Source organism: Thermus aquaticus, assembly GCF_001280255.1.
Lineage (GTDB): Bacteria > Deinococcota > Deinococci > Deinococcales > Thermaceae > Thermus > Thermus aquaticus.
Window position 1 is genome coordinate 683,192 of sequence record NZ_LHCI01000106.1, and the last position, 20,083, is coordinate 703,274.

At 68.8% G+C, this 20,083-nt stretch carries 22 protein-coding genes and 1 tRNA gene; 15 read left to right on the top strand and 8 right to left on the bottom strand.

Annotation, left to right across the window (positions count from 1 at the left end):
* From BVI061214_RS04725 to BVI061214_RS04735, 3 genes are all read right to left on the bottom strand, one after another.
* The coding region (locus BVI061214_RS04725; RefSeq protein WP_156303293.1) for a transposase at nt 1-155 on the bottom strand (155 nt) is incomplete at its 3' end.
* Between the two features lie 119 nt (nt 156-274).
* Nucleotides 275-769, bottom strand: a complete 495-nt coding sequence (locus BVI061214_RS04730; protein ID WP_003043481.1) for a CarD family transcriptional regulator — start codon at nt 767-769, stop codon at nt 275-277.
* Entirely contained in the window at nt 766-1,326 is a 561-nt protein-coding gene (locus BVI061214_RS04735) for a TetR/AcrR family transcriptional regulator (RefSeq protein ID WP_003043483.1), read from the bottom strand. Before BVI061214_RS04735 ends, BVI061214_RS04730 begins: the two co-directional genes overlap by 4 nt.
* A gap of 79 nt (nt 1,327-1,405) precedes the next feature.
* Between BVI061214_RS04735 and BVI061214_RS04740 the strand changes: the two genes are divergently transcribed.
* Genes BVI061214_RS04740 through BVI061214_RS04750 form a run of 3 tightly spaced genes read left to right on the top strand, consistent with a single transcriptional unit; the run spans nt 1,406 to nt 3,158 of the window.
* Nucleotides 1,406-2,119, top strand: a complete 714-nt coding sequence (locus BVI061214_RS04740) for a type 1 glutamine amidotransferase family protein (RefSeq protein WP_003043485.1) — start codon at nt 1,406-1,408, stop codon at nt 2,117-2,119.
* Between the two features lie 9 nt (nt 2,120-2,128).
* Nucleotides 2,129-2,629 (top strand): metal-binding protein, encoded by a 501-nt coding sequence (locus tag BVI061214_RS04745; protein WP_003043487.1) that lies wholly within the window; start codon nt 2,129-2,131, stop codon nt 2,627-2,629.
* 43 nt (nt 2,630-2,672) lie between these two features.
* Complete coding sequence (locus BVI061214_RS04750) at nt 2,673-3,158, top strand: TlpA family protein disulfide reductase (RefSeq protein ID WP_053767481.1); 486 nt, start codon at nt 2,673-2,675, stop codon at nt 3,156-3,158.
* On the opposite strand, the gene tsaE is transcribed toward BVI061214_RS04750, so the two are convergent.
* On the bottom strand, nt 3,120-3,557 hold the full coding sequence (gene tsaE, locus BVI061214_RS04755; RefSeq protein WP_053767482.1) for a tRNA (adenosine(37)-N6)-threonylcarbamoyltransferase complex ATPase subunit type 1 TsaE: 438 nt from the start codon (nt 3,555-3,557) through the stop codon (nt 3,120-3,122). The genes BVI061214_RS04750 and tsaE overlap by 39 nt on opposite strands.
* A 27-nt stretch (nt 3,558-3,584) precedes the next feature.
* A tRNA-Leu gene (locus BVI061214_RS04760) sits at nt 3,585-3,671 on the bottom strand.
* 223 nt (nt 3,672-3,894) lie between these two features.
* On the opposite strand from BVI061214_RS04760, the gene BVI061214_RS04765 reads away from it, so the two are divergent.
* From BVI061214_RS04765 to BVI061214_RS04790, 6 genes are read left to right on the top strand one after another with little or no spacing between them, the layout of a single operon-like run.
* Complete coding sequence (locus BVI061214_RS04765; RefSeq protein WP_053767483.1) at nt 3,895-4,530, top strand: cytochrome c3 family protein; 636 nt, start codon at nt 3,895-3,897, stop codon at nt 4,528-4,530.
* 8 nt (nt 4,531-4,538) lie between these two features.
* The gene (locus BVI061214_RS04770; RefSeq protein ID WP_053767484.1) at nt 4,539-7,172 is read left to right on the top strand and encodes a 4Fe-4S dicluster domain-containing protein; all 2,634 of its coding nucleotides are present in this window, start codon (nt 4,539-4,541) and stop codon (nt 7,170-7,172) included.
* A complete protein-coding gene (gene nrfD, locus BVI061214_RS04775) occupies nt 7,162-8,511 on the top strand; it encodes an NrfD/PsrC family molybdoenzyme membrane anchor subunit (protein WP_053767485.1) in 1,350 nt (449 codons plus the stop codon). Before BVI061214_RS04770 ends, nrfD begins: the two co-directional genes overlap by 11 nt.
* A gap of 9 nt (nt 8,512-8,520) precedes the next feature.
* Entirely contained in the window at nt 8,521-9,039 is a 519-nt protein-coding gene (locus BVI061214_RS04780; protein ID WP_003043501.1) for a DUF3341 domain-containing protein, read from the top strand.
* The gene (locus BVI061214_RS04785) at nt 9,032-9,541 is read left to right on the top strand and encodes a c-type cytochrome (RefSeq protein WP_231623746.1); all 510 of its coding nucleotides are present in this window, start codon (nt 9,032-9,034) and stop codon (nt 9,539-9,541) included. The genes BVI061214_RS04780 and BVI061214_RS04785 overlap by 8 nt, the downstream gene beginning before the upstream one ends.
* Entirely contained in the window at nt 9,525-10,526 is a 1,002-nt protein-coding gene (locus BVI061214_RS04790; RefSeq protein ID WP_053767486.1) for a hypothetical protein, read from the top strand. Before BVI061214_RS04785 ends, BVI061214_RS04790 begins: the two co-directional genes overlap by 17 nt.
* Nucleotides 10,527-10,679: 153 nt before the next feature.
* Here BVI061214_RS04790 and BVI061214_RS04795 read toward each other — a convergent pair whose 3' ends face one another.
* Genes BVI061214_RS04795 through lysJ form a run of 3 tightly spaced genes read right to left on the bottom strand, consistent with a single transcriptional unit; the run spans nt 10,680 to nt 14,576 of the window.
* The gene (locus BVI061214_RS04795) at nt 10,680-12,290 is read right to left on the bottom strand and encodes a GGDEF domain-containing protein (RefSeq protein WP_053767487.1); all 1,611 of its coding nucleotides are present in this window, start codon (nt 12,288-12,290) and stop codon (nt 10,680-10,682) included.
* Nucleotides 12,291-12,312: 22 nt separating this feature from the next.
* Entirely contained in the window at nt 12,313-13,389 is a 1,077-nt protein-coding gene (locus tag BVI061214_RS04800) for a [LysW]-lysine hydrolase (RefSeq protein WP_053767488.1), read from the bottom strand.
* Entirely contained in the window at nt 13,386-14,576 is a 1,191-nt protein-coding gene (gene lysJ / locus BVI061214_RS04805; RefSeq protein ID WP_053767489.1) for a [LysW]-aminoadipate semialdehyde transaminase LysJ, read from the bottom strand. Before lysJ ends, BVI061214_RS04800 begins: the two co-directional genes overlap by 4 nt.
* Before the next feature lie 352 nt (nt 14,577-14,928).
* Between lysJ and BVI061214_RS04810 the strand changes: the two genes are divergently transcribed.
* From BVI061214_RS04810 to BVI061214_RS04835, 6 genes are read left to right on the top strand one after another with little or no spacing between them, the layout of a single operon-like run.
* Nucleotides 14,929-16,068, top strand: a complete 1,140-nt coding sequence (locus BVI061214_RS04810) for a glycosyltransferase family 4 protein (RefSeq protein ID WP_053767490.1) — start codon at nt 14,929-14,931, stop codon at nt 16,066-16,068.
* Nucleotides 16,046-17,029 (top strand): hypothetical protein, encoded by a 984-nt coding sequence (locus tag BVI061214_RS04815; RefSeq protein WP_053767491.1) that lies wholly within the window; start codon nt 16,046-16,048, stop codon nt 17,027-17,029. The genes BVI061214_RS04810 and BVI061214_RS04815 overlap by 23 nt, the downstream gene beginning before the upstream one ends.
* Entirely contained in the window at nt 17,026-18,036 is a 1,011-nt protein-coding gene (locus tag BVI061214_RS04820; protein ID WP_053767492.1) for a glycosyltransferase family 4 protein, read from the top strand. Before BVI061214_RS04815 ends, BVI061214_RS04820 begins: the two co-directional genes overlap by 4 nt.
* On the top strand, nt 18,033-19,043 hold the full coding sequence (locus BVI061214_RS04825) for a mannose-1-phosphate guanylyltransferase (RefSeq protein WP_053767493.1): 1,011 nt from the start codon (nt 18,033-18,035) through the stop codon (nt 19,041-19,043). Before BVI061214_RS04820 ends, BVI061214_RS04825 begins: the two co-directional genes overlap by 4 nt.
* Nucleotides 19,040-19,519, top strand: coding sequence for a 2-amino-4-hydroxy-6-hydroxymethyldihydropteridine diphosphokinase (gene folK, locus BVI061214_RS04830; RefSeq protein ID WP_003043530.1), 480 nt, complete (start codon nt 19,040-19,042; stop codon nt 19,517-19,519). The genes BVI061214_RS04825 and folK overlap by 4 nt, the downstream gene beginning before the upstream one ends.
* A 40-nt stretch (nt 19,520-19,559) precedes the next feature.
* The gene (locus tag BVI061214_RS04835) at nt 19,560-19,937 is read left to right on the top strand and encodes an RNA-binding protein S1 (RefSeq protein ID WP_053767494.1); all 378 of its coding nucleotides are present in this window, start codon (nt 19,560-19,562) and stop codon (nt 19,935-19,937) included.
* Nucleotides 19,938-20,083: the final 146 nt, after the last annotated feature.

The window sequence follows — 20,083 nt, forward strand, 5'->3', positions numbered from 1 at the left end:
ATGCCGTTCTTCAGGACGTAAAGGATGACGTTCATGATCTCTCTTCTGGACACCTTGGCAGGCCGGCCGCCGGGCTTGGGGGCGGGGATGAGGGGCTCCAGGAGGCCCCACTCCTCGTCGGTTAGGTCGCTGGGGTAACATCGTCTAAGAGGCACCCTTCAAGGATACCACCCTTTTACGACAGCCTCCTAGGTGCCCGCGCTTTGGTTTCGCAACATGGGGTGCCCAAGCCGGGGCTTTGGAAGGGCTTTTCTGGGGCCCAGCGGCGGGGGCTTTAGTTCAGCTCCTCCCCCCAGGCCTCCTCAAAGAGGCGCTTGGCCTCCTGCACCGTGATCTCCAGGGTCTGGGACACCTCCTCCGCCAGGAGGCAGATGGCCCGCCTCAGGGCCTGGCGGTCCAGGTCCGGCAGGCCCCGCTCCAGCTCCCAGGCCCTCAGCTGGCCCGCCATCTGGGCGATGCGGTAAGGGTTTCCGTCCGCCAGGATCTCGCTAGTCTTGCGGTGCCGGGCGGCCCACTGCTTGGGAAGGGGCATGCGGCCGTTTTTAAGGAGGTCCAGAATCACCGGGACCTCCTCGGGGGAGAGGGCCTTGCGCATGCCTACGCTCTGGGGGGCCTCCACGGGCACGTAGGCCTTGGAGCGGGAGCCGGGGAAGTCCACCTGGTAGTAGGCCCGGCTCACGCCGCTTATGCTCCTCTGGGCTATGCCCGCCACCACGCCGACCCCATAAGGGGGCAAGACCACCTTGTCGCCGGGACGGAACTCTTTCACGGCGCCACTCCTTTCCGGAGCACCAAAAGGAGGTGCTCCAAATACGCCTCCACCTCCAGCTGGGGGTTGCACCCCAAGGCGGCCATCACCGCGGCCGTGGCCTTGGGCGAAAGCTCGGGGCGCACCGCCCCCTCCTCCTGGCCGCTTTTCACCAGCTCCTCCAGAAGGTCCAGGTAGTGCTGGTGAAGCCCCTTGAGCCAAGGGGTGGGGTCCGCCATGGCCTCCCGGGCCACGGCCGCCCAGAGCCCCCTCCACTCCGCGATCCAGGCCAGGCGCTTTTGCAGAAGGCGCTCCAGCCGCACAAAAAAAGGCGCCCGCAGGCGCACGATCTCCTCCACCTCCCGGTAGAAGGCCCAGGTTCGCTCCTCCACCAGGGTTTTCAGGAGGTCCTTCTTGTCGCGGAAGTAGAGGTAGATGGTTCCCTTCCCCACCTCGGCCTTGCGGGCCACGTCCTCCATCTTCAGGCCGGAAAGGCCCTTTTCCCGGAGAACTTCCAGAGTGGCCTGAAGGATGGCCTCGCGTTTGCCCTTGGGCAAGGCCCCCGGAAGGGACACCATCGCGGCCACGCCCCCAAGTTTACCACAGCGCCCTTTTCCTTTCATGAGGAAGCGGCTACCCTAAAGGTAAGGAGGAGGTATGCGGCAGGGCTTCTTCGCCTTCCTCACCGCCGATCCTTTACGGGGGTCCTTGCGGGCCGTGGAGGCTAGGCTCCTGGAGGAGGCCCGGGGGGAGGCTCTTTTCCTGGTGCCCTACCCCTTGCGGGATCTGGCGGAGGCCTGGCGGCTGGCCTGGGGGAGCCTGGGCCTCAAGCGGGGCCGGGTCCTGTACCTTAGGCGGCGGGAAGAGGCCTTTGACCAGGACGTGGCCCGGGAGGTGGCGGAAAGCCCCCTGGTCCTCCTGGCCGCCGAGGGCCTGCCGGAGTTCTTGGACCTCATCCGGGGGAGTCTGGTCCTGGAGGCCCTCCTCTGGGTGCACCGCCAGGGGGGTGGGGTGGTGGCCCTGGGTGAGGCCGGGGGCCTTCTGGGGGAAGCCGCCTTCTACCCCCTCGAGGGCCAGGTGCGGGCCGCCTTGGGCCTTTCCCTCCTCCGGGGCCTGGCCCTTCTGCCCCGGGTGGAGGAGCGGGGGCGGTTTCTGGCCCTTTCCCAGCTGGTGGCCGACAACCCCGACCTGGTGGGCCTGGGGCTTCTGGAAAACACCGCCTTGCGCCTCCTTAAGGGCCTGGGGGAGGTCTGGGCGGGCGGGGTGACCCTGGTGGACGCCGGCGGGGCCGAGTTCACGGGCCGGGGGGTCCGGGGGCTTCGGGTGGACGTCCTCTCGGCGGGGGAGCGCTTTCCCCTGCCCGTCCTGTAGCATGGGAGCATGCCCTCGGGGCGGACGCACGAGGCCATCAACCTGACCCTTTTGGGTCTGGGCGGGGCCCTTTACCTGGCCCAGGGGGGCTCGCCGGAAGAGCCCAGGGCCCTGGCCTTCCTCCTGGGCTACCTGGCGGGCACCTTTCTCCTCTCCCCGGACCTGGACCTGGCGGAAAAGGGGGTGCGGGCCCAGGGGCGCTGGGGGGTCCTGGGGGCCCTCTGGCGGCCTTACGGCTGGCTCTTCCGCCACCGGGGCCTCTCCCACACCTGGATTCTCGGCCCCCTGACCCGTCTGGGCTACCTTCTCCTTCTCCTCTTCCTCCTCTATGGCCTCCTGAAGGGGGTGGCCGCCTTTATGGGGGCCTCGCTTGCCCTGGCCCTTCCTCCTCTGCCCAAGGAGGTGCTCCTTTTTGGCCTGCTGGGCTACTACCTCTCCCAGTGGCTCCACCTGGTGGCGGACGGCATCTGGCCCGACCACGACCTGAGGCGGCTCAAGCGGCCAAGGTAAGGCGGTTTACACACCCCCGCCTCCCGGGGTGCAGAATGGCCTTATGAGGAAAATCTGGCCTTTGGCTCTACTCTTTCTCTTGGGCCTGGCCCAGGCGGTGGGCCTAGGGGAGCGCATCCCCGACTTCGCCCTTCTGGACCCGGCGGGGAAGCCTATCACCCGGGACACCATGAAAAAGCCCGCCGTCATCGTCTTCTGGGCCAGCTGGTGCCCGGTGTGCAAGGCCGAGTTTCCCGGGCTCCACAAAGTGGCCGAGGAGACCAAGGTGCCCTTTTACGTCATCAGCCGCGAGCCCAAGGACACCAAGGAGCTGGTCCTCACCTACATGAAGGCCTACCCTCGCTTCATCCCCCTTCTGGCCTCGGCCAAGGATAAGCCCCACGAGGTGGCGGCCCGCTTTAAGGTGCCGGGCCAGCCCTGGACCTTTGTGGTGGACCAGGGGGCCAGGGTGGTGGCCTTCTTCGCCGGGCGGGCGGGGCGGGAGGCCCTTTTAGACGCCCTCCTGTTGGCCGGGGTGGAGCTCCCATAGCTCCGCCTGCCGGGCTTCCCCCTGGGGGGTGAGGCGGAGGAGGAAGTCCGCTTCCAGGTCCTCGGGCCTGCCCCACTCCACCAGGGTGAGGCGGGCTTCTTCCTGGGCGGCCAGGAGGTGGGGCAGGAGGGCCTTGGGGTCTTTCAGGCGGTAGAGGTCGGCGTGGACCAGGGGGCCCTCCGGGGTGGGGTAGGTGTGGATGAGGGTGTAGGTGGGGCTGGTGACCCGGCCCGGGAAGCCCAAGGCCTCGGCCAGGAAGCGGACGAAGGTGGTCTTGCCTGCCCCCAGGGGGCCTTCCAGGGCCACCACCGCCCCCCGGGGCAGGAGGGGGAGGACCTCCCGGGCCAGGGCCCGGGTGTCCTCGAGGGCCTTTAGGGTGCGCTCAAGGAGAAGCCGCATAAAGGAAAAAGGCCCCGCAGGGCCTTCTGGTGCCGGGAGCGGGACTTGAACCCGCACGCCCTTGCGGGCACCACCCCCTCAAGATGGCGTGTCTACCAGTTCCACCATCCCGGCAGGGCGCGCCTTAGGCGCAAGCTTCAGTTTAGCAAAAGCCCTCCCCTTGTCAAGGTGCGCCTTCGGGACATTTGTCCCTTGGACTTTGCGCTATGGTACCCGTGAAAAGCACGCGCTAAGGGGTAGGCATGGAGAGCGCCCTTCCGCTTATGGATCTCCCCGGGCCCTTGATGGAACTCGTAGGACCTCTCCCGTAGCCTTAGCCCTTAAGACCGGAGGTGGTATGCGGCGACGAAACCGCTGGGTCAAGACCCTCTTCTGGGGCACAGTGCTGGGGATCTTCGCCCTTTTGCTGGTGGTCTTCTCCGGGGTGGCGGTGGGGGCCTTTGAGCAAAGGACCTTACCTGTGGACCAGCCCGTCCCCTTCAGCCACGCCTTTCACGCCGGTGGGCTTGGCCTTTCCTGCCGCTACTGCCACCCTTCCGTGGAGAGGGCGGCCTACGCGGGGCTTCCCCCCACCGAGACCTGCATGACCTGCCACACCTTTATCAAGGCCGACAGCCCCAACCTGGCCCTGGTGCGCAAGAGCTGGGAGACCGGGGAGCCCATCCGCTGGAACCGGGTCATCAACCTCCCCGACTTCGTCTACTTCCACCACGGGGCCCACGTGGCCAAGGGGGTGGGGTGCGCCGAGTGCCACGGCCGGGTGGACCAGATGACCGTGGTCTACCAGCCCCAGGCCTTCACCATGAAGTTCTGCCTCTCCTGCCACCGCAACCCCGAGGCCCACCTGAGGCCCAGGGAGCAGGTCTTCAACATGGCCTATGAGCCTGACCCTGAGCTCGGCAAGAAGCTCAAGGAGGCCTACGCCATCCGCTCGGCCGAGGCCCTGACCAGCTGCAACACCTGCCACCGCTAGGAGGAGCGATGCCCGAGCGCGGATACGGAGAATCTCTGGAAAAGGAGCTCTTCCGGGAGGAGTTCCCCTTCGGCCCCGTGAGCCGGAGGGGGTTTTTGGCCCTGGGGCTCCTCACCCTGGCCGCCTGCACCCCGGTGGTGCGGCGCCAGGGGGTACCCTACGTGCGCCAGCCCGAGTGGGTGGTGGAGGGGGGGAGGGCGGAGTTCGTCACCGCCGTGCCCCACGCCGGCTTGGCCGAGCCGGTTTTGGTGCGCCACTACCAGGAAAGGCCCCTCTTCCTGGCCCCCCTCGAGGCCGCCATGAGCCCCTACCCCCTGGCAGGCCTCTACGCCCTCTACGACCCGGATCGCAAGGGGAAGGCCCCGGACTGGGAGGGCTTCTTGGCCGCCTGGCGCAAGGCCCTGGGGGAAGGGGAGACCCTCCTGGTCCTTCCCCGCCTAGCCTCGCCCCGCCTCGAGGGCCTTCTGGAAAGGGCCCAGGCCCGCTACCCCAACCTGAAGGTGGCCCGGTTTGAGGCCTGGAGCCTGGAAAACGTCTACCGGGGGGCGGAGATCCTCTTCGGCCAGAGGGCCTGGCCCGTCTACGCCCCGGAGAAGGCCGAGGTGGTCCTCCTCCTGGACGTGGACCTCCACGAGCACCCGGCGGGCTACCTCTGGTGGGCCGCCTTAAGTGGGAGGCGCATCCCTCCCATGAACCGCATCTACGCCGTGGAAAGCGGGGCGGGCCTTTTGGGGGCCATGGCCGACCACCGCCTGGCCCTGAAGCCCAGCGCCCTAGAGGCCTTCCTCCTGGACCTGGCCAAGGCCCTGGGCGTCCTCCCAGGAAGCCCCACCTCCTCCTATGGGGGCTTCCTCCCCGCCCTGGTGGAGGACCTCCTGCGGGGCGGCCTCCTCCTCCCTGGGGTCCACCTCACCCCCGCCGCCCAGGCCCTGGCCATGGCGGTGAACGCCAGGCTGGGGGCCCCGGTGCGCTACGTGCCTCCCCTGGAGAAGGAGGCGGCCACGCCCGGGGCCTTCCTGGAGGCGGAAAGGGCCGAGCGCCTGGTGTGGGCGGCCGAGGGGCCCCTGCCGGACCTGAAGGGCAAGGGCTTCGCCGCCTACCTGGGCCTCTACCCCAAGGAGGCGCCCTTCAGCCTCCCCCTGGCCCACCCCCTCGAGGCGGGCGGGCAGTACCGGGACGCCCTAGGCCGCCTCTGGCCCGCCCAGGCCCTGGTCAAGCCCCTCTACGGGGGCAGGAGCCTGGAGGAGGTTCTGGCGGGACTTCTCGGGGAGGACCTCCCCGCCCTCACCCCCGAGGAGAAGCGGGCCCTGGCCGAGGGGCGCCCCCTGGAGGAGGCGAGGCCTCTGGCCCTCGCCCCCAAACCCGGCCTGGAAGGCCGCCTCCCCCCCTTGAGGCAGGAGGCCCCCCTGGAGCTCACCCTCCGTCCCGACGCCAGCCTCTACGATGGGCGCTACCGGGAAAACCCCTACCTCCAGGAGCTTCCCCGGCCCCTTACCCGCCTGGTCTGGGACGGGGCCCTCCTTATGGGGGAGGAGGAGGCGGAGGCCCTGGGCCTTTTGGCGGAGGTCCGGGCCCGGGAGCGCCGGGCGGACCCCAGGAGGCCTCTCCTCAGGGTGAAGGCCGGGGGCCGGGAGGCCCTCCTTCCCCTCTGGCCCCTGCCGGGTCTGGCCAAGGGGAGCCTTTTGGCCCCCCTTTCCCACTTTTTCCACCCCGAGGGGGTTGCCTTCCCCGCCGAGGTGGCCGCCACGGGCCGGGACTACCCCCTGGTCTCCACCCAGTACCACGGCTACCTGGGCGAGGTGGAGGCGGTGAAGGTCCTGGCGGAAGAGGAGGCCCTGAAGGCCAAGCCCAAGGAGGAGAAGCGCCTCTCCTTCTACCCCCCCTGGCCCCAGGGGGAGCACGCCTGGGCCATGAGCGTGGACCTTTCCCGGTGCGTGGGGTGCGGCCTCTGCACCCTGGCCTGCCAGATTGAGAACAACATCCCCGTGGTGGGCAAGGAGGAGGTGGCCAAGGGGCGGGAGATGCACTGGATCCGCATAGACCGCTACTTCGCCGAGGAAGGGGTTTTGCACCAGCCCGTCATGTGCCAGCACTGCGAGAAGGCCCCCTGCGAGGCGGTCTGCCCGGTGGCCGCCACCGAGCACTCCACCGAGGGCCTGAACCTCATGGTCTACAACCGTTGCGTGGGCACCAAGTACTGCTCCGCCAACTGCCCCTACAAGGCCCGGCGCTTCAACTTCTTCCCCTACGCCGAGGCCTTCATCGGCCAGGGGGACCCCAGGCGGGCCAAGGAGAGCCCCCTGGCCCTCCTCATGAACCCCGAGGTCACGGTCCGTAGCCGCGGGGTCATGGAGAAGTGCACCTACTGCGTCCAGCGGATAGAAGAGGCCCGGGCCCAGGCGGCGGTGGAGGGGCGGAAGATCCGCCCCGGGGAGATCAAGACCGCCTGCCAAGAGGTCTGCCCGGGGAAGGCCATCCACTTCGGGGACCTCCTGGACCCCGAGGACCCCATCCAGGCTCACCGGCAGGAGGGGCGGCACTACGCCCTTCTGGAGGAGGCCAACACCTGGCCCCGGACCACCTACCTGGCCCACCTGAAGAACAAGAACCCCAAGCTCAAGGAGGCGGAGCATGGCGGATAAGCCCCATCCCGACCACGACCTGATCCAGGGGGAGTGGACGGAAAAGACCCTGGTGGAAAAGCTCTTGGAGCCCGTGGAGAAGCCTCCCCCCAGGCCCTGGAGGGTGGTTCTGGCCGTGGGGGGCCTCCTGACCCTGGTCTGGCTCTACGCCATCTTCGTCACCTTCGTGAGGGGCCTGGGCACCTGGGGCATCAACCAGCCCGTGGCCTGGGGCTTTGACATCGTCCACTTCGTCTGGTGGATCGGCATCGGCCACGCCGGGACCCTGATCAGCGCCATCCTGGTCCTCATGCGCCAGAACTGGCGGGACTCCCTGAACCGGGTCACCGAGGCCATGACCCTCTTCGCCGTGCTGGCGGCGGCCACCTACCCCCTGATCCACATGGGCCGGCCCCAGAACTTCTACTGGGTCTTCCCCTACCCCACCCACTTGGCCCTCTGGCCCCAGTACAAAAGCCCCCTCTCCTGGGACGTGCTGGCCATCATGACCTACCTCACCATCTCCACCCTCTTCCTCTACCTGGGCCTGATCCCCGACCTGGCCCTCCTTCGGGAGCGGAGCCAGGGCTGGCGGAGGAAGCTTTACGGCTGGCTCTCCCTGGGCTGGACGGGGAACGCGGTCCACTGGCAGCGCTACCGGGCGGTCTACGTCCTCCTCGCGGGCCTCGCCACCCCGGTGGTCATCTCCGTCCACTCCGTGGTCAGCATGGACTTCGCCTACGGCCTGGTCCCGGGGTGGCACCTCACGGTCTTCCCCCCCTTCTTCGCCGCCGGGGCCATTTATTCGGGCTTCGCCATGGCCCTCACCCTCATCATCCCCTTGCGGAAGTGGTACCGCCTCGAGGGGGTCATCACCGAGAGGCACCTGGACTGGATGGCCAAGGTGACCCTGGCCAGCGGCCTCGGGGTGGCCTACATCTACCTCCTGGAGATCTTCATCGCCTGGTACTCGGGCGAGCCCCATGAGTGGGCCCAGCAGCTTTGGCGCATGACCGGTCCCTACGCCCCCTACTACTGGGCCATGATGCTCATCAACGTGGTCCTCCTCCAGACCCTCTGGTTCCCCCGCTTCCGCAAAAACCTCACCTGGCTCTTCATCTTCTCCATCCTGGCCAACGTGGGCATGTGGCTGGAGCGCTTTGTGATCGTAGTCATTAGCCTCTCCAAGGACTTCCTGCCGGGGAACGCCCACCTTTACTACCCCACCTGGGTGGACTGGGCCTTGTACCTGGGGACCATCGGCTTCTTCCTCTTCGGCCTGGCCCTTTTCATCCGCATCTTCCCTCCCATCGCCGTGGCGGAGATGGTCCACCTCTTCCACAAGCTGAGGAAGCACTAGGAGGCGGGTATGCTCTACGGACTCATGGCCTACTTTGACGCGCCCGAGAAGCTTTTGAAGGCCATAGGGGCCCTGAAGGAGGCGGGCTACCGCCGGATGGAGGCCCTCACCCCCAACCCGGTGGAGGGGGTGGAGAGGCTTCTCGGCGGGGACGGGCGGATCCCCTGGGTGGCCTTCGCCCTGGGGGTCTTGGGGGCGGGGCTGGCCCTTTTCCTCCAGGTCTACACCACCCTGGACTACCCCATGAACGCCAGCGGCAAACCCCTTCTGGGCTGGCCCGCCTTCATCCCCGTCACCTTTGAGCTCACCATCCTCACCATCACCGTGGGCATCTTCCTCTATCTCCTCTACCAAAACGGCCTGCCCCTGGCCGACCACCCCGCCGTCCGGGCCCCCGGCTACGTCCGGGTCCTTCTGGACCAGTACGGCCTTTTTGTTTACGCCTCCGACCCCCGGTTTGACCTGGAGGCCACCCGGGCCCTTCTGGAGTCCCTGGGGGCGGAGGTGGAGGAGGTGCGCCGTGCGTAGCCTCTTCTTCCTCCTTCTTCCCCTCCTTTCCGCCTGCGGCTGGATGTGGGACCAGCCCAAGGTCAAGGCCTTCCGGGACTCCCCCCTGCCGGTGGCCGTGGCCGAGGAGCGGGTCCGCTTCGGCGACAACCTGGACCTGGTGGCCAGGACCGGCCTCCGCCCCGAAGGGGGCTTCGCCGAGAGCACCTACGCCTTCACCGAGGCGGACCTCCTTCGGGGAAAGGTCCTCTACCAGAGCTTCTGCGCCATCTGCCACGGGGCCAAGGGAGAGGGGGATGGCCGGGTGATCCCCCTGGGGATGCCCAAGCCCCGCTCCTTCCAGGCGGTGCGGGACCAGCCCGAGGGGTACTTCTACTTCGCCGCCACCAACGGCTTTGGCCGCATGCTCTCCTACAAGAGCCGCATCCCCGAAAGGGAGCGCTGGCTCATCGCCCGCTACATCAAGCAGTGCCTCCTCCTGGAGGCCTGCCCCCCGGAGGTAGTCAATGCAGAGGTCCATTGAGCTGACCCCGTCCTGGCCCCTTCTCTTCGGCCTCGGCCTCTACACCCTCGCCTTCCTCTTCGGCCCCGCGGCGGCCTACTTCCCCTTCGCCTTCTTCCTCCTCCTCTCCTTGGGGGCCCTTCTCGTCCTCCTCCTGCACAACGCCCTCACCAGCCGCTGGGGCCTGCCCCTGGAGCCCTACCTCTACTCCCTGGCCCGCCTCCTCCCCCTGATGGGCCTTCTGGGCCTGCCCTTCTTTTTCTTCCTGCCGGAGCTTTTCCCCTGGGCCCGCCCCGGGGCCACGGCCGACCCCATCCTGGCCCACCGGGCCCCTTACCTGAACGCCCCCTTCATGCTGTTGCGCTACGTCCTCTTCTTCACCCTGTTCGCCTGGGTCCTCCTCAAGCTCAAGCCCGGGGAGCACCGGGCGGAGGTGGGGGCCTGGGGCCTGCCCCTAGCCTTCGCCGCCGGTACCTTTTTGGCCTACGACCTCTTTAAGAGCCTCGAGGCCCACTTCTACTCCGCCTCCTTTGGGGCCATCTTCCTCCTCTCCGCCGCTTTGCTGGCCCTGGCCGTGGCCGTGGCCCTGGCCGCCCGCCGGGGCACCCCCGCCCTTATGGGCCAGGCCCAGAGCCACACCAACCTCCTCCTGGCCCTCTCCATCATCTGGATCTACGTGGAGGCCACCACCCTCATCATCATCTGGGGGGCGGACCTGCCCCACGAGGTGGAGTTCTACCTCAGGCGCCTGAGGCCCCCCTGGGACGGATTGGCCGCCTTCTGGGTGGTGGGGGGCTTCTTCCTCCCCTTCCTCTACCTCCTCACCGACCTGCCCAAGCGGGAGGCCCGCTACCTCCTGCCCGCGGCGCTCTGGGTCGCCTTCTTCCGCCTCTTTCACCTGGCCTGGTACCTCCTCCCCGCCCTGGGCCGGGGGGTGGGCCTGGGGGAGGTCCTGGGCTTTTTGGGCCTCGGCCTCCTCTTCATAAGCCGCCTCCGCCAGCCCTAGGGCCGGGGCATTGGCACCTACCCCCAGGAGGAGGGTGGGCGCATCCTGGGCTTAGGGGTACGAGGTACCCGTACCCAGGAGGTGGCAGATGGCGACGAAGGCGCTGGTTCCTTTTGGGGCCCCCATGCTGGCTAAGGCCAGCATGGGGTGGTATCAGGCCAGCGTGACCCGGTCCCGGCCCGTTTCCTTGGCCCGGAGGAGGGCGTAGTCCGCCTTCAGGATCCACTCCTCCACCACCGCCTCGCCCTCCGGGACCTCGCCCCCGGCGATCCCCGCCGACAGGGTGAGGGGGTAGGGGATGGGGGGGATCTTTTCCGTTCGGAAGCGGCTCCGGATCCGCTCCACCACCTCCTTGGCCGCTTGGCGGTCGGCCCCGTAGAGGAAGAGGAGGAACTCCTCCCCCCCGTAGCGCACCGCTAGGTCCTCCCGGCGCACGCTGGCCTTGACGATCTGCCCCAGGCGCCTCAGGACCTCGTCCCCCACGGGGTGGCCGTAGGTGTCGTTGACCCACTTGAAGCGGTCAATGTCCATCATGACGACGCTGACCGGGGCCCCGTGGCGCCTGGCCAGGGCCACCAGCTTGGGAAGCTCCAGCTCCAGGCCCCGCCGGTTCAAAAGCCCTGTGAGGGGGTCGGTGAGGGCCAGGGCGCTCCACTCCACCTGCTTGAGCACCTGGCGGATTCTCTCCCCCAGGAGGCCAAGAAAGCCCGGGGGGACCCCCTCCTTGGGGGGCGCCTTCAGGTGCAGGTAGGCGGTGTCGCCGTTGAGGGGGATGGGGAGGCTGTGGGAGGCCCGCTCGCCCACCAGGCCCCGGCGGCTTCGCACCTCCAGGCCCACCACCTCCGGCATAAGCTCCCGGGCCGCCTCCAGGGCCTGGAGGAGGACCCCTTCCGGGCTCAGGGTCTGGGTGACCCGGGGCGAAAGCCGGGCCAGGGCCTCCAGGAAGCGGGTCCAGCGCCGTCCCCGCTCCAAGGCCCGCCGCCAGTCCAGGTGGAGGGCGTAAAGGAGGCCAAGAGCCCCCACCAGCCCCCCGTAGAGGACGAGGAGGCGCACGCCCAAGGGGCTTGGGTCCAGCATGATCAGGGTGGGGGTGAGGAAAAGCCCTCCCAGGGCCAGGGCCTGGGGCAAAAAGGGGGAGGGGAACCTCTCCGCCAGGCCCACCCCCAGGGCCACGAAGAGATACCCCAGGGTCCAGAGGAGGTGGAGGGGGTGGCCCGTGGGGTAGCCCCCGTCCGCCTCCAGGTAAGCGTAGGCCATGTCCGCTACGAGGAAGAGAAGGACTCCCACCCCGAGGAGGGCCCGCCTCGGGTCCAGGCCCTCTACAAAAAGGGCCTCGAGGCGGGGGAGGAGGAGCACGAGAAGCGCGGCGTCCCAGACGGCGTAGATCCGGTCTATGCCCAGCTCGGGCTGGAAGGCGGTGGCGAGGCCCAGAAGGCCCAGGGGCAGGAGGGCCAGGGCGAGCCTGGGGGGCCTGCCCGGGATCCGGAGGAGAGCCAGGGTGAAGGCGGCGTAGCCGATGAGGTAGGGGAACTCCAGGTAAAGCCCCCGGGGGAGGCGCCGGAGGTCCGCAAAGGCCCAAAAAAGGTCTCCCAAACCAAAGAAGAGGAGGCCTAAGCCGAAGCCCAAAGACCCCCTCCGGAGGAGGTAGGCCCCGCCTCCCACGGCCACCAGGGGCGTGAGGAAGCGCTCGCTCCAGGGGGCGGTGGGGGGGAATAGGGCGAGGAATACCAGCGAGGCGATAAAAAAGAGCCAAAAGGGAACCACGCCCCCAGTTTAGCCCAGGTCCTCAGCCCTTGGCGCCCATTTCCGCCAGGGCCTCGAGGGCCTCCCTTAGAGCGGTGATGCTCTTCAGAAACTCCTCCACCTCTAGGTGCTCGTGGGGGGTGTGGTCCAGGGCCGAGTCCCCGGGTCCGTAGGCCACCATGGGCACCGGCCAGTGAGGGGCCAGGACGTTCATGTCGCTGGTGCCGGTCTTCAGCTTGAAGACCGGCCTCCCCCCCGCCTTGCGGATGCCCTGGCGGAGGGCCCGGGTCAGGGGGGTGTCCTTGGGCCCCAGGTAGGGGACTTCCCGGCCGAAGAACTCCAGCTCCAGGGTGGGCGGGGCGTAGGCAGTGAGGTGGCGGATGGCCTCCTCTGGGGGAAGCCTGGGGGGGAGCCTGAGGTCAAAGAACATCTCCGCCACCTGCTTGAGCTCGGCCGGGTGGACCTTGAAGTCCCGCAGGGTGTACTGGACCTGGTCAAAGGGCCTCTGGCCCACGTTCATGGCCTCGGCCCAGGCCTTGATGGCCACGAAGTAGCTGATGAGCTCCTCGGCGGCGTTGGGCTCGTGGTGGGCGGAGTGGAAGTGGTCCTTCTCCCGCCGCACCTTGACGAGGAGCCTTCCCTTGTAGCCTAGGGTGATGCCCTCCCAGCCCGAGGGCTCGCCGATCACCACGTAGTCGGGCTTAAGCCGCCCCGCCACGAAGCGGGCCCCCTTGGAGCTGGGCACCTCCTCCTCCGTGGCCCCCACCAGGTGGACGGTGAGGCGGCTGAGGGCCCTCTCGGACAGGCCAGCGGCGGCGAAGATCATGGCCACGAAGGGGCCCTTGGCGTCCACCGCCCCCCGGCCGAAGAGCTTCCCCTCTATGAGGCGCACCGGGATCACGCCGGGCACGGTGTCTATGTGCCCCAGGAGGACCACCTGAAGGGGGCCGTGGCCCACCTGCCCCCGGGCGTTGTCGGCCTCGTCCACAAAGGCCCTCATCCCGAGCTTCTCTATCCCCTCCGCCAGGTACTCGGCCAAAAGGCGCTCCTCGCCCGAGGGGGAGGGGATCTCCAGGGCCCCCTGCAAAAACTTCACCGGGTCCAGGGTGCCCATGCTCATTCCGTGAGGACCGCCCGTACCGCCTCCACCACCCGCTCCAGGTCCTCCCGGTCGATGACCAGGGGGGGCAGGAAGCGGATCACCGTGGGGCCGGCCTGCAGGGTGAGGATGCGGTGCTCCTTTTCCAGCTTCTGGATGTAGGGGGCGGACTTTTCCTTGAGCTCCAGGCCCACCATGAGCCCCAGGCCCCGCACCTCCCGGATTTTGGGGGAAGGGATTTCCCTTAGCTTCTCCATGAACCAGGGGCCGAGCTCCGCCGCCCTTTCCCAGAGCCTGGTCCTCTCCAGGTAGCGGATGGCGGCCACGCCCGCCGCCATGGCCAGGGGGTTGCCCCCGAAGGTGGTGCCGTGCCCCCCTTTGGGCATGCTCTCCGCTACCTCCTTCCGCATCACGACGGCCCCGATGGGAACCCCACCCCCCAGGGCCTTGGCCAGGGTCAGGATGTCGGGGACCACGCCGTAGTGCTCAAAGGCAAAGCGCCGGCCCGTGCGGCCCATACCGGTCTGGATCTCGTCCAGGATGAGGAGGGCCCCCTTCTCCCTGGTGATCTCCCGGGCGGCCTGCAAGAACTCCGGCTTGGCCGGGCGCACGCCCCCTTCCCCCTGGACAGGCTCCAGGATCACCGCCGCCGTCTCCTCGTCCACGGCCCGCCTTAGGGCCTCCACGTCGTTGTAGGGGATGAACTCCACGGGCCCCACCAGGGGCAGGAAAGGCTCCCGGTACTTGGGCTCCCAGGTGACGGAGAGGCTCCCCATGGTCCTCCCCGAGAAGCCCCGCATGGCGGCCACGAACTTCTTCCTGCCCGTGTGGGCCCGGGCGAACTTGAGGGCGGCCTCGTTGGCCTCGGTGCCGGAGTTCACCGGGAAGACCCGGTTGAGCTCGGGAGGGAGCAGGGAGACCAAGGTCCGGTAAAACTCCCCTCGGGCGGGGGTGGGGAGGGTCTGGGGCATGACCATGAGGGTCTCCGCCTGGCGCTTCACCGCCTCCACCACCTCGGGGTTGCCGTGGCCCAGGTTGGCCACCCCATACCCGCCCACGCAGTCTATGTACTCGTTCCCCTCGGCGTCCCAGACCCGGGCTCCCTGGCCCCGGACGATGAGGAGGTCGTGCTTGGTGTAGACCCCGGTGTCCAAGGTCTTCTCCGCCTCCAAGAGGGCCCGCCAGTCTTCCTTCACCGCGCGTTCCACCTGGCACCTCCCCTAAAGAAAAGCCCCGGGGCCTGCCCGGGAAGCACCGCTTCCCGGGCCCCTTCAGGCTTTGCCCCGGAGCCCCATCCCCCTAAGGCTAGGGGGATTGCCCCGGGGTGTCAACCCGCGTAGCATGGGACCCTGCCAAGGTGGGTGGCGCTTCTTGCCCTCCTCTCCCGGGCCCGGGGCCAGGCCTTTTTCGGCCTTAGCGCGGTGGACCCGAGTGTGGGAGTCCTTGGCGGGCGGCCTGCCCAAGCTTGAGCTTGAACATTGGAGAAAAGTTCTCTTTAGTACGCTCAAGTTTGGGTTATAATAGCAAGGAGAGCCCCCGTGGGGGGCAAGGAGGTGGAGGATGCTGACCCTAATCGGCACGTACCCTCCCATCCGCTGCGGGATCGCCACCTTCAACCGCGACCTGCGGCGGGCCCTCCTCGAGGCCGGCCTGCCCGCCCAGGTGGCCGTCGTGGCGGAGGAGGCCGACCGGGGCCTGCCCTTCCCCCAGGAGGTGCGCTGGGTGGTGCCCAAGGACAGGCGGCGGGCCTACCGCGCCCTCCCCGCCCCCAGGCCCTGGATCCTGCAGCACGAGTACGGGCTCTACGGGGGCCGGTGGGGGGAGTGGTTTTTGGACTTCCTTCAGGTGAACGGGGTCAAGGTGGTGGTCCTCCACACCCTTTTCCAGGCCCCGCCGCCGGGCCTGACCCAGGAGGACGCCGCCTTTATGCAGGGCCTCCTAAGGGAGATCGGGGCGGGGGCCTCGGCCCTGGTGAGCCTTCACCCCGAGGGGGAGGCCTTCCTACGGGGGCTTGGGGTGCGGGCCCCCGTGGTCCACATCCCCCACGGGGTGCCGGACCTCCCGAGGCCCGACAAGGAGGCCCTGAAGCGGGCCCTGGGCCTGGAGGGGGCCTTCCTCCTCCTGACCCACGGCCTCCTGGGGCCGGGGAAGGGGATAGAGCTCGTCCTGAAGGCCCTGCCTCGGGTTTTGGGCCAGAACCCGAGAGTGCGCTACCTGGTGGCGGGGAGCCTCCACCCCAACCTGGAGCGCCGGGAGGGAAAGCGGTACCTGGAGGAGCTCCTGGCCCTGGCCGAGAGGCTCGGCGTGGCCCGGGCCTTCCTCCTCAAGGAGGGGTACCTCCCCGAGGAGGAGCTCTACCGCCTGGTGGGGGCGGCGGACCTCTTCCTCCTCCCGTACCCCAACCTGGAGCAGGTCTCCTCCGGCACCCTCTCCTACGCTCTGGCCCTGGGCAAGGCGGTGCTCGCCACGCCCTTCTGGCACGCCCGCCACGCCCTGGCCGGGGGTCGGGGGATCCTCCTGTCCCCCGATCCCGAGGCCTGGGCCCAGGCCATCCTGGAGCTTTCGGAAAGCCCCTTCCGGCTTAAGGAGATGGAGGCGCGGGCCTACGCCTACGCCCGGGAGGCCACCTGGCCCCGGGTGGCCCGGGCCTACCGGAGGCTGCTTTCGGAGGTGGGCGGTGTTCGGCCTGGAGTGGCTTAGGGCCCGCACCGACGCCCGCGGCCTCCTGGAGCACGCCCGGGGGGGCCTCCCCCTTCTGGAGGAGGGGTACACCACCGACGACAACGCCCGCGCCCTCCTCTACCTGGCCCTCCTCCCCCCGGGCACCCGGGACCCGGCCCTGGTCCGGACCTACCTGGCCTTCCTCCTCTACATGCAGAGGCAGGACGGCCGCTTCCGCAACGGCTTGAGCCCGGAGGGGCGGTTTGAGGACGAGGGGGAGGCGGAGGACCCCACCGGCCGGGCCATCCTGGCCCTGGCCGCGGCCAGCCTCGGCCTGGACCCCGACCTCCGGGAAACGGCCCGCTTCGCCCTGGAGCGGGCCCTTGGGGCGGCCGAGCGTCTTTGCGCGCCGAGGGCGCAGGCCTACGCCCTTCTGGGCCTCCTGGCCCTCCGGGAGGAGCCCTTTCGCGAACTCGCCCACCTCCTCGGGAGGCGGCTCCGCCAGGCCTTCGCCCAGGCCGAGGCCTCCTGGCCCTTTCCCGGCCCCCTCACCTACGCCAACTACCGACTCCTCGAGGCCCTGTGGGCCTACGCCCGGGCCTTCGGCGACAGGGAGGCCTTGGGGCTCGTCCGTCGGGCCCAGGGCCTTCTGGACCGGGTGTATTTCTCTGGGGAAGGCGCCCCTTTCTTTGATCCCGTGGGCAACGCCTTCATGTCGCCCGGGGAGGCCAAGCCCCTCTTTGACCAGCAGCCCATAGAGGCCAAGGCGGCGGTGAGCTTCTACCTCCGGGTGGGGGAGAGGCCCAAGGCCGAGCTCGCCTTCCTCTGGTTCCACGGGCGCAACCGCCTCGGGGTTCCCCTGGTGGACGCCTTTGGTCCCATGGACGGCCTGACGCCGCAAGGCCCCAACCGCAACCGCGGAGCCGAGGCCCTCCTCTCCTACCTGCTCGCCTGGCAGGCCCTGGTGCAGGGGCCCTTTCCCCGGGAGGAGGCCCCATGAGGGTGGCCATGCTGGCCCCCATCGCCTGGCGCGTCCCCCCCAGGCGCTACGGTCCCTGGGAACAGGTGGTCTTTGACCTCACCGAGGCCCTTCTGGACCTCGGGGTGGAGGTGGTCCTCTACGCCACCTGCGACTCCAAGACCCGGGCCCCCCTGCGCTGCACCGCGAGGAAGCCCCTCTGGGAGGACAAGGAGGCGGACTGGAAGGTGGAGGAGTTCCTCCACATCGCCCGCGCCATGGAGGAGGCGGGGGAGTTTGACCTTCTCCACAACCACTACGACTTCATGCCCCTCTACTTCACCCCCTTCGTGCGGGTCCCGGTCCTCACCACCATCCACGGCTTTTCCGGCGAGAGGATCAAGAAGGTCTACCGCCGCTACGCTGCCCTCCCCCACGTCCACTACGTGGCCATCTCCGAGGCCGACAAGGACCCGGGCCTTCCCTACCTGGGCGTGGTCCCCCACGGGGTGGACCCGGGGCGCTATCCCCTTGGGGAAGGGGGGAAGCACCTCCTCGTCCTCTCCCGCATCCATCCCGACAAGGGGATCCGGGAGGCCATCCTCTTCGCCCGGAGGGCCAGGCTTCCCCTGAAGATCGCCGGCCCCATTCAGGACGAGGCCTACTTCCGGGACCAGGTGGCCCCCCTGCTGGGAGAGGGGGTGGAGTTCCTGGGGCCCGTGGACCCCGAGGCCCGGGGCGAGCTTCTTGCGGGGGCCATCGCCCTCCTCCACTTCGTGAACTTCAAGGAGCCCTTCGGCCTCGCCCCCGTGGAGGCTATGATGAGCGGGGTCCCCGTCCTGGCCAGGCCCCTGGGGGCCCTGCCCGAAACGGTGCGCCACGGGGAGACGGGGTTTTTGGTGGAGGGCTGGGAGGAGGCCCTGGACTACCTGGAGCGGCTTAAGGCCCTGGACCGCAAGGCCATCCGCCTCTACGCCGAGGCCCGGTTCTCCCGGGAGCGGATGGCCAGGGACTACCTGGAGCTTTACCGAAAGGTGGTGGGATCGTGAAGGCCTATGCCCTGGTCATGGCGGGAGGGCGGGGGGAGAGGCTTTGGCCCCTCTCCCGGGAGGACCTCCCCAAGCCCTTCCTGCCCCTCCTGAACGGCAAGACCCTGCTGGAGGCCACCCTGGAGCGCATCGCCCCCCTGGTGCCCAAGGAGAACACGCTCCTCATCGTCCGGAAGGACCAGGAGGCGGTGGCCCGCCCCTACGCCGACGGGGTCCGGCTCCTCCTCGAGCCCCTGGGGCGGGACACGGCGGGAGCGGTGCTCCTCGGGGTGGCCGCCGCCCTGAGGGAGGGGGCGGACCGCCTTCTGGTTCTCCCCGCCGACCACTACGTGGGGGACGAGGAGGCCTACCGCGAGGCCCTTGCGGCCATGCTGGAGGCGGCGGAGGAGGGGTATGTGGTGGCCCTGGGCCTCAGGCCCACCCGCCCGGAGACGGAGTACGGCTACATCCGCCTGGGGCCCAAGGAGGGCCTCTGGTACCGGGGGGAGGGCTTCGTGGAGAAGCCCTCCTACGCCAAGGCCCTGGAGTACCTGAAGGGGGGGTACGTGTGGAACGGAGGGGTCTTCGCCTTCACCCCCAGCACCATGGCCGAGCTCTTCCGCCGCCACCTGCCGAGCCACGCTGAGGGCCTCACGCGCCTCCTCCGGGGGGAGCCCCTGGAAGGGGTGTATGGGGCGCTTCCCAAGATCTCCATAGACTACGGGGTGATGGAGAAGGCGGAGGCCTTGAGGGTGGTCCTGGGCCGCTTCCCCTGGGACGACGTGGGCAACTGGCGGGCCCTGGAGCGGGTCTTCGCCCAGGACGAACGGGAGAACGTGTGCCTGGGAGAGGGGCGGCACGTGGCTTTGGACACCTTTGGCTGCGTGGTCTACGCCGACCGGGGCACGGTGGCCACCCTGGGGGTCTCTGGCCTGGTGGTGGCCAAGGTGGGGGACGAGGTCCTGGTGGTGCCCAAGGACCGGGCCCGGGAGGTGCGGGAGCTGGTGCGGCTCCTCGAGGCGCCGTGAAGGCCTACGTGGGCCTAGGGAGCAACCTGGGGGACCGGGCGGCCTACCTTCTCCTGGGGCTTTCCGCCCTCTCTCGGCTGCCCGAGACCCGCCTCCTCCGGCTTTCCCCCGTCTACGAGACCGACCCCGTGGGCCCGCCCCAGCCCCCTTACCTCAACATGGTGGCCGAGCTGGAAACGGCGCTTTCCCCCAAGGGGCTCCTTGCCGAGATGCTTCGCGTAGAAAAGGCCCTGGGACGGGAAAGGCGGGAGCGGTGGGGCCCTAGGACCTTGGACCTGGACCTCCTCCTTTACGGGGATCTGGTCCTGGAAGAGGCGGGCCTTAGCGTGCCCCATCCCCGCCTCCACGAGAGGGCCTTCGTCCTGGTGCCCCTTCTGGACCTCCTCCCCGAGGGGCGGCACCCCCTTTTGGGCCAGAGCTTCGCCGAGCTTTTGGCCTCCCTTGACGCTTCTTCGGTCCGGCCCCTTGTGCTATAGTGGGGACATCGCGGGCAGGTCCTGCGCGAGGAGAGGGAAAGTGGAGATAGAAGCGGGAAGCATCGTAGAGGGCCGCGTGGTGCGGGTAACGGACTTTGGCGCCTTCGTGGAGCTGCCGGGCGGCGAGCAGGGTCTGGTGCACATCTCCCAGATCGCCCACGAGTTTGTGCGGAACGTCCGGGACTTCCTCAACGAGGGGGACATCGTGCAGGTCATGGTGAAGGGCCGCGACCCCAAGGGCCGCCTGGACCTTTCCATCAAGGACCTGACCCCGGCCCCCGAAGGGGGTCCGCCCCCCAGGCCCAGGCGTCTGCCCAAGCAAGGCCCCGAGTTTGAAAACAAGCTGAAGAGCTTCCTCAGGAGCACGGGGGGCTTTGGCGGTAGCAAGGGCAAGAAGGGCGGCAAGAAGAGGCGCTAAGTACCCCACCGCGGCAAAAGCCGCGGTGGGGGCCCCAGAAAAGCCCTTCCACAACTCCGACTTGGCCACCCTATGTTGCATGTATCTTGCCCTCTGAGGGAGGTCCTACCGCCTATGTTGCCGGGCTCCCACGCCCGCGACTTTGA